This is a genomic window from Bacteroidota bacterium (assembly GCA_016720935.1).
Lineage (GTDB): Bacteria > Bacteroidota > Bacteroidia > AKYH767-A > 2013-40CM-41-45 > JADKJP01.
The window spans coordinates 972,843-991,742 of the sequence record JADKJP010000006.1; the positions used below are offsets into that span (position 1 = coordinate 972,843).

Annotated in this window: 8 protein-coding genes; 7 read left to right on the forward strand and 1 reads right to left on the reverse strand. The window is 42.0% G+C overall.

What is annotated here, in order from left to right:
• Complete coding sequence (locus IPP86_12220) at window positions 1–11,631, forward strand: DNRLRE domain-containing protein (protein ID MBL0139275.1); 11,631 nt, start codon at window positions 1–3, stop codon at window positions 11,629–11,631.
• Between the two features lie 76 nt (window positions 11,632–11,707).
• Here IPP86_12220 and IPP86_12225 read toward each other — a convergent pair whose 3' ends face one another.
• Entirely contained in the window at window positions 11,708–12,274 is a 567-nt protein-coding gene (locus IPP86_12225; GenBank protein ID MBL0139276.1) for a YqgE/AlgH family protein, read from the reverse strand.
• Between the two features lie 216 nt (window positions 12,275–12,490).
• On the opposite strand from IPP86_12225, the gene bcp reads away from it, so the two are divergent.
• From bcp to IPP86_12255, 6 genes are all read left to right on the forward strand, one after another.
• Window positions 12,491–12,967: a thioredoxin-dependent thiol peroxidase gene (gene bcp / locus IPP86_12230; protein MBL0139277.1), complete on the forward strand. Its 477-nt coding sequence runs from the start codon at window positions 12,491–12,493 to the stop codon at window positions 12,965–12,967.
• Window position 12,968: 1 nt separating this feature from the next.
• A complete protein-coding gene (gene pdxH, locus IPP86_12235) occupies window positions 12,969–13,622 on the forward strand; it encodes a pyridoxamine 5'-phosphate oxidase (GenBank protein ID MBL0139278.1) in 654 nt (217 codons plus the stop codon).
• 322 nt (window positions 13,623–13,944) lie between these two features.
• Complete coding sequence (locus IPP86_12240) at window positions 13,945–15,204, forward strand: metallophosphoesterase (GenBank protein MBL0139279.1); 1,260 nt, start codon at window positions 13,945–13,947, stop codon at window positions 15,202–15,204.
• Between the two features lie 11 nt (window positions 15,205–15,215).
• Window positions 15,216–15,995: an RNA methyltransferase gene (locus IPP86_12245; protein ID MBL0139280.1), complete on the forward strand. Its 780-nt coding sequence runs from the start codon at window positions 15,216–15,218 to the stop codon at window positions 15,993–15,995.
• Window positions 15,996–16,236: 241 nt separating this feature from the next.
• A complete protein-coding gene (locus IPP86_12250; GenBank protein MBL0139281.1) occupies window positions 16,237–17,145 on the forward strand; it encodes a T9SS type A sorting domain-containing protein in 909 nt (302 codons plus the stop codon).
• A 39-nt stretch (window positions 17,146–17,184) separates the two neighbouring features.
• On the forward strand, window positions 17,185–18,876 hold the full coding sequence (locus tag IPP86_12255; GenBank protein MBL0139282.1) for a multicopper oxidase domain-containing protein: 1,692 nt from the start codon (window positions 17,185–17,187) through the stop codon (window positions 18,874–18,876).
• Window positions 18,877–18,900 lie beyond the last annotated feature (24 nt).

Here is an 18,900-nt window from a genome sequence, read left to right on the forward strand (position 1 = left end):
ATGGAGGACCATCAAATGAAACTGAATTTTAACTCAACTATTGTAATCTTTATCTCTTTTTTCCTGAGTTTTCTTTCCGGAAATGCTCAAACAACTTGTATTGATCCGGATCTCCCGGTGCTGAATACTTCAGCAACTGTTGTCTGCCCGGGAACAAATGTCAATTTAGCCATTGCATCCGGAGCCTTGAATGATGCTACGGATTGGTATTGGTACAGCAATTCCTGTGGCGGAAGTCCGGTTGGAACTGGTCTTAGTTTGAGTGTGAACCCAACAACTACAACGACATATTATGTTCGTGGTGAGGGAGGCTGTGTAACACCCGGAGCATGTACAGGTCAGACAATTGTTGTTTTGCCTCCGGTTACTCTCAGTTTAAAAGTATTCATACAGGGTTATTATCTCGGTAACGGGCAAATGACTCCCTCAATCTATTATTCATTAGGTTCTCCATATCAACCTACTGATGTAGATTTGATCACAGTTGAATTACGTGATGTCGCGACATGTATAGTTGTTGGTTCATACGAAGTAGTGTTGCAAACAGATGGAACTGTTCAGGTGCCTGTGGATTGCGCAGTTTCAGGAGGTACTTACTACATTGTAGTCAAACACCGTAGTTCAATTGAAACCTGGAGTTCTTCTCCTGTGATTTTTAATGGATCAGTTTCATATGATTTTTCTGCTCAGCAATCAAATGCATATTGCGATAATGAAATCGATGTTATGACAGAAGGAATCTGGTCAATGTACAGTGGAGATTTCAATCAGGATGGACTTATCAATGAATGCGACCGGACATTATTGGAGAATGATATCGCGAATGCTGTCTTTGGTTATTTCTCAACAGATCTTAACGGGGATGGATTTGTTGATGCTTTAGATCTGCTGCTGTTTGACGAAATTTTACAACTAAATATCGCCATGTGTTCTCCTTGTGAAAATGCTCAGGCTTTAGTTGTTTGCCCAATCATCGGACCGAAAACTATTTGCGGTGACGGTTCAGGTGGTACTGCCGTTTATTCCATTGCGCCGGTTGCCGGAGCAACACAATACAATTGGACGGTACCAAATGGTATGACTATTCTTGGAGGACAAGGGAGCAGTTCAATTACGGTATCATGGACAGGAGTAGCAGCCCAAATGGGAATTGTTGGAGTAATTTGTGTATCTGTTCCTACACCTTGCGGTGTCGCGGAATGCTGTGATTCAATCAAGATCGGAATGGCACCGGAAGTGAATCTTGGTCCGGACATTGTCCTTTGTAATCCGGGTGATTGTGTAGTTCTTGCATCGACACCAATAAGTAATGTCAATAATTATTCCTGGTACACACTTCCGGGTTTTGTTTCAATCCCGCAAACCAATGCTTCCTTGTTGGTTTGTCCTACAGCTCCGACCTGTTATGCTCTCATCGTGGAAAACATGGCGGGATGTAAAGATACAGATACAGTTTGTGTATCCTTTTATAATCCACCTCTTGTGAGCTGGTCTGGTCTTCTTGCTGAACAATGTGGTGGTGATGCGCCTTATACACTTTCGGGTGGTCTCCCGGCAGGTGGTGTGTATTCCGGAGATGGAGTAAGTGGTAATCAATTCAATCCGGGTCTGGCAGGAGTAGGTTCACACTTGTTGTCCTATACTTATAGTGATTCATGTGGACATGTGACGACTATTTCAAAAACAATCAATGTAATCAACTGTCCATGTATTGAAACATTCTGTCGGGATTTTGATGATAATGATCTGCACGGATGGACAGTGAATCCTGCCGCGCCGATGGTCGATGTTCAAATCACCAGTTTAAATTCACAAAATGGTCCAGCGGATTATTATCTGCTGGCAAGTGATCTTACCGGTCTTTCACTTCTTAAGGCTGAAACCGGTTTCAACGGACGCTGGTGTTGCGGAGAATTTTGTTTTGATTACAGAACTTTTGATGATGGAGATCCGAATTCAGTTTTGGACATTCATCCGGTGTTTTATCTGGTTCGTGGAGATAAAACTTTCCGTTTTACATCATCTGTTTCAGTGACAGAAACCAATGGCTGGCAACATGTATGCGCGCCTATCACCAATTGCAATCCGCCACCGGTTTCATCAGAAGGTGTATGGGAAGCACTTCCGGGTACATCAAACACTGACTGGGATCCATTGACAAACCATATTGATTCGATTTTCTTCCAGATCGATTGGAATGGGGGAGATGAAATCGCCGGTTTTGATAATGTTTGTTTTAATGCAAGAAACCTTTCTGCAACGATTGCTGCAGTGGATTGTAATACATTGTGTGCAACAGTAAATGGTTGTTGTGGTCCATTTTCGTATATCTGGACTGTTCCTCCCGGCGTTGTCATTACAAGTGGTGCTGGAAATTCCTGCATTCAGGGGAATTTAATATCAGGAGATTATACAGTCATTGTTTCAAATACAACAGGAGAAGTAAGTACTACAACTTATCATTTGGATTTCCCTCCGACAGCTTCATGGTCACAGACAACTGTTGAATTGTGCACAAGTGATTCTCCTTACGCATTATCGGGAGCTCAGCCACAAAGTGGGGCAGGAGGTTCGGGTGTATATTCAGGAGGAACTTTCATCACAGGTACAGCTCCAAATCAATATTTTGATCCTTCATTGGTAAGCCCTGGTACGTATTCCGTGAGCTATACTTTTACTGATACATGCGGAAATACAAGTACAGTGAGTGTTGATTTTGTAGTGACAGATTGTGCCTGCGATATTTTCGGTTCAGATTATTCTTCTGCCTCAGGATGGACTCAAATCGGAACTTCAATAAATATTGATGCAACAGTTATTGATAAAGTTTCATTCTTGAATGTTCCTGGAGGTTCTGATCACAGAGTATACAGGAATATCGGATTATTGGGAAATACATGGACAGCGGAATTTGATTTTAATCCGATGAGTGGATCAAATGTTGGTGTTGCATCTGAATTGTTATGCCTCACTGCAGGAAATCTTATTCCATTTCGCGAAACTCCGCTTGGAAACTTTACAGATCAGGATTTTATATCTGCAGGTGTGACCTCACCATTTAATACTCCGAATTATTTAGTTTCTACTCAAATTACTGCAAGTTATAAAGATGATGCTACAACTCCGGTGATTGCAGGAAGTATCGATATACCTTCCTGGAATACGGATTTCTTCGTTCGTCTCGAACGATTCGATGCAACAAGTGGCTTGCTAAGTGTATTTAGTGATGCTGCCAGAACCATTCATATCCCCGGTTCGCCGGTTTGTCTTCTTTTTCCTTCAACTGTTCAAGGCTTAAATACACTTCAGCATACAAACGTAAATCAAGCTGGTGCAGGCAGGCGGTTCACGGGAACTGTCGACAATACTTGTATTCGTTCCACCAGAACCACAGCTGATTTGACGGCATCTGTTTTAAGCATTGATGATTATGATTGTCATCACGCGGGTTGTATTCACCTCGACATTCCACCGACGGCCGTGTTCACAATCAGCTATTATTATGAAGATCCATTGAATTCAAATAATAACTATGCAAGCCCGGTTTCGAATACAACATCCATTTTGTGCAATGTACCTGCAGGAAATTATACTATTTATTTAACAGATGCATGTGGAACGAACATTACCCTCACTGCAACGATTCAGAATTTGAATCCACTTGCTGTTTCTGCAGGACCTGATTTGACAATTTGCCAGGGTGCTTGCGTTAATCTAAGTGCAAGTCCAATTGTGCCGGGAGTAACATATGCTTGGTATCGTCTTCCTGACAGATCATTATTATCTTCTTCACCTTTCCTATCCGATTGCCCACCTGTCGACTTCTGTTATTTGTTGATAGCAACCGGAAGTACAGGATGTATGGATTCAGATTCTGTTTGCGTGAATGTTGAATTGATGCAGCTTACCTGTTCAGGAACTAATGTTACCTGTCATGGCGGGACCGATGGTTCAGTATGCGCAACAGCTAGTTGTTTAAATCCTCCTTACTCAATCAGCTGGACTAAAAATGGAACCCTGATCCAGGGTGCGCAGACTTTATGTCTGAATGGTTTAACCGCCGGAACTTATTGCATCACTATCACACCTTCAAGCGGAGCAATAGAAACATGCTGCTATTCAGTGACCGAGCCGGCACCATTGTCAATAGACGCCATTGCATTTGATGCTCCGACTTGTGGTGGCCTTGGATCGTTTACCTTCCTGCCATCCGGTGGAAGTCCGCCTTATACAATATCCACGGATCCTTGTCCACCAATCCAATTCCCATGTTCGTACACAAGGCGTGTTGGATTTTCTACAACAGAGAATTATCCGGCTGGAGTCTATACTATTACATTTACAGATTCTCTGGGTTGTACAAGTTCAGTTGTTAGAACCATTTCCCAACCGGCTCCACCTGAGATCACTGTAGATATCATCAATCCCCCTTGTTGTGGAGATAGTGGAAAATTTGTGGTTCATATCAACGGAGGAACGGGTCCGTATACGGTTCGTTTGCTCACAAATACGCAACCGTATTCTGTGATACTTCAATCTTATTTCGGAATAAATGGGCCTGTTTTCTATTCACCGAACATTGCACTTGCAGGAACTTACATCGTGGATGTGATTGATGCGAATTTTTGTTTTGATAGTCAGCTCATCACAATTGTTGATCCACCATGCCTGGAGTTACATGTCAGTACAACCGGATTCAATGGAATTGATTGTGATGGACATATCAGTGCATATGCAACAGGTGGAACACCGTTTAATACGAATGCACCGGTATTTCATGTCCCTTATGATATTATAATTACACAGATTTCAGGCAATTCACCCGGAATAACATTTTCGCAGAGTGGAACTTTGAACAGCAACCCGTTCTATAATTTCGCGGACCAATGTTGCAATGGAGTATATGTAATTACAGCAACTGATTCAAATGGTTGTACTGTAACAGACACGCTCCGCATGAATTGTAATTTCAGTCTGAACCCTGCTGCTGGTGTTCAAACTACGCTGTGTATCCGGAATACAGAAGATTCACAGGTTGGGCAATTGTCACCAAATTCGAATTATGGTGCCAGTATCTTACTTCGTGCTTCCCGCTGGACCTACCAGGGTATCTGGGCAACTGTTCGGACATATTTGAAATTTAACATCAATGCTGTTCCTCAAAATTCATTTTCGAACGCAGCATTATCTTTATCATCTTGCCCTAATTGCACACCCAACGATGAACACAAGGATCTCAGCCCGGGTAATCCATGGTTTGCGAATCCACCATGGGGAAATGCAAGCATCATTAGTGGGGTGAGTGGGGCATGGTCGGAGAATTCGATAACCTGGAACAATGCTCCTGCACCGAATGCAATCACAGATGCCGGCGCTTCACTTGGTGATCAAACAACAACATCGTTGAATGTAAATGTCACCAACATCGTCCAGGACTGGATTTCAAGCGGAGTGAACAACGGGTTGATGATTCGTCTTGCTGATGATCCGGCTTTCCCAATCAATTATTACCATGAAGTGAATTTTGCATCACGAGAAAACGCGGATACAAATATCCATCCACGTTTGTGCATTACATATAATGCCTCTTCCGTAACTGTATGTGCGGGAACATCCGTTCCTCTCACAGCTCCTTTGATTCCGGGCGTTGATTACAAATGGTACACTGTTCCGGGATTTGCATTGGCAGGATCAGGAAATGTACTGTCTGTTATTGCAACCGTGAGTCAACAGTATGCGGTGATAGCCATCACTCCATCCGGTTGCAGGGATACAAATTATGTTCAGGTGAATGTAGAGCCGATAGATCTTGTCTGCTCCGGATCAAATGTTACCTGTAATGGAGGAACAGATGGTACAGCATGTGCAACATTTAATTGCATGAATCAACCGTATACAATCAGCTGGACCAAAGATGGCAATCTCATTTCCGGAGCACAAACATTATGTTTGAATGGTCTTTCAGCAGGTGTTTATTGCATCAATATAACTCCGGCAAATGGCGCAGTTCAAACATGTTGTTACACAGTAACCGAGCCTGCTCCATTATCAATAGATGCAATTGTTTTTGATGCTCCGACGTGTGGCGGGTTCGGATCATTTAGCTTTATTCCTTTAGGAGGTACCGAACCATATACAATATCCACAGATCCATGCCCACCACTTCCTGGTCTGTGTTCATTCTATACTCCATTCGGATTTTCTACTACACAGATTTATCCAGCCGGAACTTATACGATCTGGATTACTGATGATCATGGATGTACAAGTTCTGTTGTGAAGACTATTGGTCAACCGAACCCTCCTGCAATTTCTGTTAATGTTGTTCAGCCTTTGTGTTGCGGTGATAATGGAAGTTTTATAGCACAATTTACCGGAAACGGACCTTACACCATTTTGGTTCGAGATAATTCATCGGGTAGTGTTTTGCATACTTATTTCGGCATCAGCGGAAGCTCGTTTAATTGCCCTGACTTATTTCCTGCAGGAAGCTATACAGTTGAAATCACGGATGTGAATAATTGTGTGAGCAGTGCAATCATAAATATCATTGATCCACCTTGTCTGAATGCAAATGTTATTGTCTACGATGCTCCAAACTGTGGTGGAAATGGTTCCTTTAGTATATATCCTTCTGGTGGAACGGCTCCTTATACAGTTTCTATTAGCCCTTGCCCTGGTGGATTTTTGAATTGTCATTTTGTAACTTCTAATAGTTTTTCTACTGCACAGGATTACCCTGCCGGTACATACACTATTACCTTTACCGATGCGAACGGTTGTACAGTAACACTTGTAAAAACTATTCATGAACCCTTACCAGCACAAATTTCAGTTACAACAGTTAATCCTTTATGCTGTGGTGGCTTTGGTCATTTTAATGTAGTTATCACGAGTGGAACAGGTCCGTACCAAATTTTATTGACCACCAATGATGTTGTGAATCCGACAACATTACATGCATATCTTGGTTATACAGGAAATAATTTTACATCGCCTGATGAAGTACCTGCCGGCAGTTATATTGTAGAAGTTCTTGATGCAAATGGTTGCAGGAGTAGTGCACTCATTGAAATTATTGACCCACCTTGTTTAAACGTGGATGCTATCGCATTTGATGCTCCAACTTGTGGTGGGCTAGGTTCTTTTTCATTCATTGTGAATGGAGGCACTCCACCTTATACGATTACGACAAGTCCTTGTCCGATCCCGACATATCCATGTAGCTTCTCAACAGCCTTCGGATTTTCTACTTTGCAAAAATATCCGGCAGGAGTATATACCATTACATTTACAGATGCAAATGGATGTACAAGCACAGTTGTTAGAACCATTTCCCAACCGGCACCACCTGAGATCACTGTAGATGTCATCAATCCCCTTTGTTGTGGAGATAGTGGAAAATTTGTGGTTCATATCAACGGAGGAACGGGTCCGTATACCGTTCGTTTGCTCACAAATACACAACCGTATTCTGTGATACTTCAATCTTATTTCGGAATAAATGGACCTGTTTTCTATTCACCGAACGTTGCACTTGCAGGAACTTACATCGTGGATGTAATCGATGCAAATGGATGTTTCGACAGTCAACTGATCACCATAGTGGATCCACCATGTCTGGAGTTGCATGTGAATACTTCCGGATTCAATGGGATTGATTGTGATGGGCATATCAGTGCGTATGCAACCGGAGGTACACCTTTCAATACCAATTCTCCTAATTTCCATGTGCCCTACAATATCCTGATCACACAGATCGCGGGCAATTCTCCGGGAATCACATTCTCACAAAGTGGTTTACTGAATAGCAATCCATTCTACAATTTTGCTGATCAATGTTGTAATGGAGTATATGTAATTACAGCAACTGATTCGAATGGTTGCACTGTAACAGACACGCTCCGCATGAATTGTGATTTCAAATTGAGCCCTATAGCAGGTGTACCCTCTACATTGTGTATCCGGAATACAGAAGATGCACAGGTTGGCGAATTATCACCGAATGCTAATTACGGTTCAGCAACTACACAACGTGTTTCCCGATGGACCTATCAGGGCATTTGGAAAAGCGTTCGATCCTATATTAAATTCAATGTGAATGCAGTTCCTCAGAATTCATTTACAGGTGCAACTTTATCCTTGTCAACTTGTCCGACCTGTACTCCATATGATGTTCATAAAGATTTGAGTGCAGGTAACCCTTGGTTTGCAAACCCGCCTTTGGGAAATGCAAGCATTATTAGTGGCGTTAGCGGCCCATGGGCTGAGAACACAATTACCTGGAACAATGCACCCGCACCGACAGCAATTACTGATGCTGTTGCATCACTAGGTGATCAAACCACAACTGGATTGAATGCCAATGTCAGCAATATTGTCCAGGACTGGATGTCAAGCGGAGTGAACAACGGGTTGATGATTCGTCTTGCGGATGATCCTGCTTTTCCAACAAACTATTATCATGAAATTAATTTCGCTGCCAGAGAAGTAGGGGATACAAATCTTCATCCAAGGTTGTGCATTTCATATAATTCTCCTTCAGTTACTATTTGCGCAGGTTCCTCTGTGCCATTGGCTGCACCGCTTATTGCCGGGGTGGATTATAAATGGTATACAGTTCCCGGATATGCATTGTTAGGGTCAGGCAATGTTATTTCTGTCAGCCCATTGACGAATCAATTGTATGCAGTGATTGCAATCACTCCATCCGGCTGCAGGGACACAAACTTTGTTCAGGTAAACGTGGTTACCAATGTGGATGATGGTGATGATTGCACTTCCGACTATTGCCTCGATGGAATTGTGTATCACACCCGGATTATTTCATGTACATGTCCATGCACAGCTCCAAGCACCCTTTCGCCGAACATTGTTGTCAACGGTAATTTCTCGAACGGAAATACAGGATTTACAAGTGATTTGCCTTATATAAATGCATGTGCAACAAATTCATATAGTGTTGGAAATACTGCAAGGGCAAAATGTGCAAGCTTCCTTCTGATTCCTGATCATACAACAGGCTCCGGAACCGGAAACGATAATTTCCTGATTGTGGATGGAAGGGATGCTGGAACTTATACTGTATGGAATGGAGCTGTAGGAAATATTGTTAATGGAAAGACTTATACATTTAGTTTCGCGTTGTATCCGAATGTTTCCAGTAGTACTACACTTCCAAATTCTATTGATGTTACGCTTGGAAATACTGTCATATTGAGCATTCCACGAAGTAATCTTGTCAATAATAGTTGGAATGAATTCTGTACAAGTTTTACAGCAACTGCTAACATACAGGCTGCCAGGTTAAAGATATCTCATACCATTAGCGGTGGTGGATTGGGTTACGACTATGGTATCGATGATATCATTTTCCGAACGTGTCGGGATCGAATCAATCTGCAAAATGTTAGTATAAGTAATGTCTCCTGTTATGGAGGAAACAATGGAAGTTTAACTGTAATTCCATCCGGAGGGACATCTCCATACACTTACTTATGGAGCAACTCTGCTACGACTGCAACAATTTCTAATCTTTCGCCAGGTGCATATTCGGTGACAGTTACAGATGCTATAGGTGATGTAAGCACAACATCACTCGATGTTTTAGAAGCAGATCCTGTGATTCCAACATTGAGTGTGACGAATCCTATTCAATGTTATAGTGGAACAACGTGTATTCAGGTTGTAGGAAGTGGTGGAACACCTCCATACTCTGGAACGGGAACTTTCTGTGGTTATCAGGAAGGAACCTGGACCTTCACCATTGTGGATTCGCATGGATGTTTTGCGGATAACAGCATAACTATTTATCAACCAACTAAACTTGAAAATACTGTAAGCGAAGTTTCAGCAAGTTGTGGATTGGCAAATGGAAGTGCAACGGCTGCTCCAAATGGTGGAACACCACCATACAGTTATCAATGGAATACAGTACCTGTTCAAACAGGTGCTTCAGCTATCAATTTATTGCCAGGAATATATACTGTTACCGTTACCGATGCCAATGGATGTTCAAGAACGGATCAAATAACTATCGGTAATTCAGGTGGTGTACCGGCAAGTCCCGGAGCAATCAGCGGACCGGCAGGAGTGTGCAGAAATCAGGTTAACCAGGTGTTTTGTGTTCCTCCGGTTCCCGGTGCGACATCCTACTTATGGACTCTCCCCGGAGGATTAACAGGTACTTCTACGAGCAATTGTATCACTCTAAGTACCAGCAATACGTACGCCGGAGGATTTATTTGTGTAAGAGCAATCAATTCCTGTGGAATCAGTCTTGCTACTTGTATGAACCTTCCGGTGCTGACAGTTAAACCACCAGTTCCTTCAAGTATTATAGGAAATACGACTATTTGCGGACCCGGAACTTATACATTCTCTACTTCGGTTGTGGCGAATGCAACAGTTTATAACTGGTCGGTAACGGGAAGTGGTGTGTCAATTGCAAGCGGACAGGGTACAAATTCAATTACTGTTTCTGTACCTGCTGGATTTGGACAGGGTACTGTGTCGGTGAATGCCGGGAATTGTGTTGGGAATTCAGGATCAAGAGGAATCTACATCACTGGAGTTCCTTCAAATTCACTTCCGATCAACGGACCTACAGTAGTGTGTGCAGGAACTAATAATGTGTCTTACACATTTGGAACTGTTACCGGCGCAACTTCTTATGTATGGACATCAAATACGCCAAACATGACTGTGATTTCTCAAAGTGGAATTTCATGTGTTGTGAACTTCGGACCGGGATTCACTACCGGAAATCTGAGTGTCAATGCTATCAGCTCTTGTGGAAGTTATACCAGAACGGTTATCATCAAATCAGTTCCGTCTCAACCAGGTGGGATTACAGGACCTTATGTAAATCTGTGTGGCGCGCAAACGGTCAGTTACAGTATCGCTGCAGTAGCATCTGCGACAAGTTATGTATGGACGAGTCCTGCCGGAACGACAATTTTGTCAGGGCAGGGGACAACCGGAATCAGTGTCTCTATTCCTGCTGCATTCGCAGGCGGTATCGTTTGTGTTCAGGCTGTCAATGCATGCGGTGCAAGTATTGCAAGGTGTTTGACGATTTCCGCTTTGCCACCACCACCGACGGGAATCACAGGGCCGATTACTGTATGCAAATCATCTACGCAAAATTATTCCATCGCCCCGATAGCTGGTGCCAGTTCTTATAGTTGGTCCATTACAGGAGGGGCAGGATTGGTTTCCGCAGGAACAAGTGCAACTGTGAATTTTGCAACAGCAGTATCTGGAACAGCAATTCTTAAGGTTAAAGGAAATAACGCTTGTGGATCAAGTTCGCCAGCTCAGTTAAGTATTGTTGTAAATCTGGGTTGCAAGAGCTCTCAAACGAGTGAATTGCAAAATGCAGGTTTTGCGGTTTACCCGAATCCAAGCAATGGAGCATTCACGCTTAGTTTCAATGCTGAAAAATCTTCAGAATACACTCTAAAGGTGTTTGATATTTTGGGAAAAGCTGTCTTCAATGATAAGATACATGCTGTCAATGGAGAAAATACTTTTGATATTGATTTGGGCAATTCGGCTCAGGGTATGTATCAGTTGAGTATTCAAAATGAAGAAGGGGAGACCCGGACACTTCGGCTGGTGATTGAATAATTGCCAGGATTGCCTTAAAATAAAAGGAGCTGTTTCGAATGGAACAGCTCCTTTTATTTATTTTGATTCTAAATTATTAATTCAAGCTCGGATCCTCCGGGAAATTCGCGAGTATAGCATACTGACTACCCATCGTGCGGAGAACTTGTCCCCAGAGATCTTCCGGATGATCGGAGAATGCGAAATCTTTTTTGCAATTTGATATGAGCCAGGTACGACCTTTCAGTTCATCTTCCAGTTGATGAGGCTCCCAGCCGCTATAACCGGCAAAAAAGCGAACATCGTTACGGGTCACCTGATGAGTATCAATCATCAGTTTGAGTCTTTCCAAATCTCCTCCCCAGAATATTCCGGGCAGAATCTTTTTTGATCCTTCTAACTTGTCACCAAGCGTATGAAGGAAATGAATTGTATCCGTCTGCACCGGTCCGCCGAAATACAATGGAACATCAAATGGAGGAAAATCTTCAAGGGCGTCATTAAGCGTCAGGTCGGTCGGCTTATTCAAAATAAATCCAACGGTTCCTTCTTCACTGTGTTCACCCAAAAGAATTACCGAGCGTTTGAAATAACTGTCGAGCAAAAAGGGTTCGGAAACAAGGATGCGACCAACTCCCGGATCAAGGTGTATTATTCTCTTCATACGAATCTAAATAATGAGGCAAAGCGGCAAAAAAGGCAGGTCTGAATTTTCTTATCCTATCCTAAAAACCAACAGTATTCCTCGTTTGTTTTTTGTTTGTAGTTTTACCCTGATTTTCCTGTTGAGTTTGCCGATAAAACCCTCAAAACTTACAGGATTTCCTGCGGTGAATTGCTTGTAAATGAAATTCTTACAATATATAAAATACTAATAATCATGTCGATAAGGGTCAGCAGGGTCGAAAAAGGAATGAAAGCACCTGACTTTTGTTTGCCTGATCAGGAAGGGAATATGCATTCCCTTGCAGATTTCAAGGGAAAAAAAATCGCTCTTTTTTTCTACCCAAAAGACAATACACCTACCTGTACTGTGGAAGCCTGCAATCTTCGCGATAATTATTCCTTATTGAAACGAAAGGGGATAGCAGTCATTGGTATGAGTAAAGATCCGGTGAAATCACATCTTAAATTTGTAAATAAATTTTCATTGCCTTTCCCATTGCTCTCTGATGAAGAAGCCAATGTTCTTTCTGCTTATGATGTTTATGGGGAAAAAATTTTATATGGAAGAAAATACATGGGTATTTACCGGACAACTTTCCTGATTGATGAAAAAGGAATCATCCTGGAAGTGATTACAGATGTGAATTCAAAGGATCATGCGCAACAAATTATGGATCTCTTAAAAAAATAATATGGTTAAGCTCAGAGAAATGATTCGCGATATGCGAACCGATTATATTTCATTCGAACTGGATGAAAAGTCGACTGATAAAAGTCCGTTCCGTCAATTTGAAAAATGGATGGCCCAGGCCATGGAATCTGAAGTTGAAGAACCCAATGCAATGACGCTCGCGACTGTCAGCAAAAAGGGCCAACCGGATGCCCGCGTAGTTTTGTTGCGAGATCTCGATTCAAAAGGATTTACTTTTTTTACAAATTACAAAAGCCGAAAGGGAAAAGAACTGTCGGAGAATTCCAAAGTCTGTCTGAACTTCTTTTGGACAGAATTGCAACGCCAGGTTCGCATTCAGGGAACCATTGAAAAGCTGAGCACCAAAGCTTCCGATGCATATTTCAATACCCGTCCGCGTGAAAGCCAAATCGGTGCCTGGACTTCTCATCAAAGTGAAGTGCTGGCTAACCGTGAAACTCTTGAAACCAGGTTCATTGAGCTGGAGAAGGATTATTCCGGCAGAAAAGTACCACGTCCGCCTCATTGGGGTGGCTATCGTGTAAAACCGGTTTATATTGAGTTCTGGCAAGGCCGCCCCAGCAGATTACACGACCGGATTGTTTATGAAAAGAATAAAACCGGCAAGTGGAAGATCTACAGGCTGAATCCCTGATTTTTTGTGCAATATTTTCATTGGGTAAACGACACTCTTAGTAGTGCTTAGTGGTTGGTGCTTGGTGCTTAGTGCTTAGTGCTTAGTGCTTAGTGCTTAGTGCTTAGTGCTTAGTGCTTAGTGCTTGGTGCTTGGTTGTTGGTTGATGGTTGTTGGTTTTGCGTTGTCAATTGAGAGATATTAAGTGATAATCTCAGGCACCTACTCCTAAGCACCAAGCACCAAGCACCAAGCACTAACAACTAACAACTAACAACTAACAACTATCAACTAACAACCAACAACCACTAACCACTAAGCACTAACCACTAAGCACCAAAAAATGAACCTTCGCATTCTCCTGTTATTTCTCATCCTTTTCGCCATTGATCTCTATGTTTTTCAGGGAGTGAAGGTGCTGGTTCAGAGCAGAACTGTTCAGACACAGCGTATAATTACATATTTGTATTGGACAGTTACTGTACTTTCCCTTGGTGTTATATTACTGGCTCAATATGTCGACTGGCATACCTGGCCCAAGGTTCTCAGGACCTATTCTTTTGCCATCATCGTTATTATTTATTTGTCGAAAATACTCGTCAGCATATTCATGTTGCTGGATGATATCATCCGTCTCTTTCGTCTGATTGGAGGATGGATCAGTATGAAATTTTTTAACTCTGCAGCTCAGGGAGCCGAGACAACTCTTCGTGTTTCACGACTGGATTTTTTAGTGAAGCTGGGATTCATCGTTGGTTCTATTCCATTTTTCTCAATGTTGTATGGAATGGTCGGTGGAGCTTACGATTATCGTGTGAGAAAAGTGAAATTGAAAGCAGGAAATCTGCCCGGAAGTTTCGACGGACTTCGGGTTGTTCAAATTTCAGATTTACATACTGGAAGTTTTATGGGACCTTCTCAGATCACCAAAGCGATGGATCTCATTCTGGAACAAAAACCGGATGTCATTTTTTTTACGGGGGACCTGGTCAATGATCGTCACATCGAAGCGGTTGAATTTAAAGATCAACTAAGCCGACTGAAAGCTCCCATGGGTGTATATTCTATCCTGGGCAATCACGATTACGGTGATTATTATCGCTGGAACACGCAGGAAGAAAAGGCCGAAAACCTTGTGAAGCTCAAAAATTTTCATGGTGAACTGGGATGGAATTTGTTATTGAATTCACATACCTATATTGAAAAGAATGGAGAAAAAATCGGACTGGTAGGAGTAGAGAACTGGAGTTCGAGAATGAATTTTCACAAATACGGAGATATGGAAGTGGCGATGCATGGAATGGAGCCGGCTCCTTTTAATATTTTATTATCACACGATCCTTCTCATTGGGATGCTGAAATTACATCAAAGTACCAGCAGATAGATCTCACGCTTTCAGGCCATACGCATGGGTTTCAGTTTGGTGTAGAAATCCCCGGATTCCGTTGGAGTCCTGTACAATATGTTTACAAAAAATGGGCTGATCTTTACCAGGAGGGAAATCAATATCTCTATGTAAACAGAGGTCTTGGTTTTCTTGGTTATCCCGGACGTGTTGGTATCTTGCCGGAAATAACTGTTTTTGATTTTCAGAAAGCCTGATCTTTGTAGCGATGATTTCAAAAAACCAGATTCGATTTATTACCTCTCTTCACCAGAAGAAATACAGACGTTCTGAAGGATTATTCATCGCCGAAGGGGAGAAGGTTGTCAGTGATTTACTTGATACAGATTGGGAGATTCGTTCTTTCTATTATACAGAACGTTGTAGTTTGCCTTTGTCGCGCCTTTCATCTGGAAGAATTTCAGGTGAAATGCTGAAAATAAGTGAAGAGGATTTACAAAAAATCAGCGCGTTGACAACCGCACAGTCAGTGCTGGCTGTAGCTGTCGTACCGGAGCGAAAACTCGATTTTGCGAATCTGGCATCCGGACTAAGCCTCGTTTTGGATGATATCCAGGACCCGGGAAATCTGGGGACCATCCTGCGAATAGCCGACTGGTTCGGTATTACTAATATTTTGTGTGGAGAAAATACAGTAGAGTGTTTCAATCCAAAGGTCGTTCAGGCTTCTATGGGTTCTCTTTTTCGTGTGAATGTATATTATGGAGATTTAGCTGCATTGTTTGAGAAAAATAAAAATGAATTGAAACTCCCTGTTTACGGAACTGTGCTTGAAGGTGAAAATTTATTTCAGACTGAATTAACGCAATCAGGATTGATTCTGTTTGGTAATGAATCAGTGGGTATCCACCGGGAGTTGATTCCCTTCATCGATCACAAAATAACTATTCCTTCATTTTACGCTTCATCAATCGGACCGGATTCTCTGAATGTTTCAATTGCCGTGGGTATTGTTTGTGGTGAATTCAAAAGAAGAACACTTTCATAGGCTTAATTCTTCCTTAGTAAAATCACACTTCTAATTTTTTCTTGCATGGTTATTCCAATCTCCGGACTGAGAATGTTGAGTTCCTGTTTATATGTTTTCTTCAGGCAAATGACCAATTTCATTTTTTCCAGATAAGGTTCTGTCTAATTTTGTGGTGGGAAAAATGTACTTTTTTTCCTGATGGGAAATATATTCCGTACTATCTTCTGAATTTTATCGAGTTTTAACTAAACCTAAACCAATGATTGGAACTTCAAAAAGTTACTTGTACTGCATTTTTGCATTTATACTATTCTGGCAAGGATCGTACGCGCAATCGATTCCAAACAATGGTTTTGAATCGTGGACCAATATGGGTTCGTACAACAATCCTGATTCGTGGGCAAACTTGAATGACCTCACATCTGCTTCCGGTGTTTTTACTTGTACCAAAGGAACTCCCGGAATTGTTGGCACAGCTTACCTGAAATTGATTTCAAAAACTGTCACAGGAATGGGAGTAATGCCTGGCATCGCTATCTGCGGAACCATGAACAATGTGAATTTTCAGCCTTTCACCGGATTTCCATTTACAGAAAGACCGGAATATTTATCAGGCAAATGGCAATACATGGCCTTTGGTTCTGACCAGGGTTTCATATCTGTTGCGCTGACTAAATGGAATACTGTATTCTTGAGAAGGGATACTGTTGCCAACCTGTTTTACCCTTTGCCGGGTATGGTGATGAGCTGGGAGAATTTTGCTTTGACACTGAACTACAGCAGCTCTTTGAATCCGGATTCCTGTTTCATGCTGATGTCGGCAAGTCAGGCCAATGGCGCACCAACAGCTCCCTATAGCTATCTGTACCTTGATGAACTGGGTTTTAGTGGTTTAGTTTCCCAAGCACAGGAAATGGTTCCTGATTATACGGTAATAGTTTCTCCGAATCCTTCCGACGGCAGGCTGTACTTGGATTTTTCCAATGTTTCCAAAAGCCCTGAAACTATTGAGGTTTTCGACCTGTTGGGAAACAAAATATTATCTTTAGGCAAAATTAAACCACCCTCAATTTTAGATCTTGACCTATCCTGTTTTTCAAACGGGACTTATCTGTTGAGATTTGAAATGGATGGTCAGTCGTTCAATAAAATTATTTACAAACAATAAAATCTAAAACTACAGTGCTCTTTCAAGAGTGAAATTAAAATGAAAAAAATCCTGTTATCCTTATTACTTCTCACCGGTCTTTCCGGGTATTCTCAAAATGCAATTCCAATTCCGGATACTTTGTCTGGACCGGTTTACAATCTGGATATGCATCCTGATAGTGTTCAGTTTCTTCCGGGGGTAAAGACATTTACGAACGCGTTTAATCAATATTCCTATCTCGGCCCGACTTTGATTATGCACAAGGGTGATATGATCAATTTGAACGTTCAAAATTTGCTTGACGATACTACTACAGTGCATTGGCATGGCTTGCATGTTCCTGCTATGGCCGATGGCGGACCTCATACTTTTTTCCTTTCCGGAACAACCTGGTCGCCTATGTTTACTGTCATGAACAACGCTGCCACATATTGGTATCATCCGCATTTACACATGAAGACCGGACAACAGGCGATGCGCGGCGCGGCGGGAATGATCATTGTTCGTGATAGTGTGGAATCAACATTGAACTTACCTCGTCAATATGGTGTAGATGATTTCCCGATCATCGTACAGACTCAGCAATTTGATTCAGCCAATCAAATCCTATGGCGTGGAATGCACGACAGTACCATTTTTGTCAATGGCACTCAGGATCCGATGTTGTCTGTACCGGCGCAGATCGTGCGTTTCAGGATGTTGAATGCATCACAAGAGAGAAATTACAATTTTGGTTTCACAGGAAATATGCCATTCCAGGTTATTGGCAATGATGGCGGATTACTTACAGCCCCTGTGCAGGTTACACGAATTCGATTGTCTCCGGGAGAGCGCGTTGAAATTTTACTTGATCTGAATGGTATGACCGGGCAACAATTTTACCTGATGAGTTATGCATCTGAATTTCCGACTGGAATCCAGGGAGGTACGCCTATACCCAGTATGAACACAGCCATGTACAGTCCGATCAATGGAATTGATTTTAATATCCTCCAGCTGAATGTAACACCACCAACAGTAAATCCTGTAACTACCATTCCTGCATCACTTGTTTCATTTACCCCATTGGATGAGGCGAATATGAATGATTTCAGGAACATCATCATATCAACGCAAAACATGATGTCTCCGGATGGACCGTTCTATTTTAATGGACAAATGTTTGATATGGAAAGAATCGATTACCGTATTCCTATTAATAATACAGAAGTCTGGAGCCTTTCAAATCAAACAATGGTAGCGCATCCTTTTCATATTCATGATGTGCAATTTTTTGTCCTTGACCGAAATGGAATTCCCGCTCAACCCTACGAAGCAGGGTTTAAAGATGTAGTGCTTGTTGGCCCGAATGAATCCGTCCGGTTCATTACAAAGTTTGAAGATTTTGCAGATACTACCATGCCGTATATGTATCACTGCCACATCCTCATGCATGAAGATGACGGAATGATGGGACAGTTTGTCGTGGTGCCGAATACTACAAACATACCTGAAATGAATAAAGGAGAATTATTCTTCTTTTATCCCAGTCCTGTTTCTGGTTCTTTGAATATTACGTTGAACAACGGAGATAGTGGTGAAATAATTATCACGGATGTTCTCGGTAAGAATATATGGAACGAGAAACTTTCATCCGGACAGAAATCCATTCATGTAAATACCAGTGACTGGAAGTCGGGAGTTTATTTCATTACACTGAAAAAAGGTGACCAGTCAGAGACTCAAAAGATATTGGTTCAACACAATTGATCCGATCGATTAATAAAAAACGAA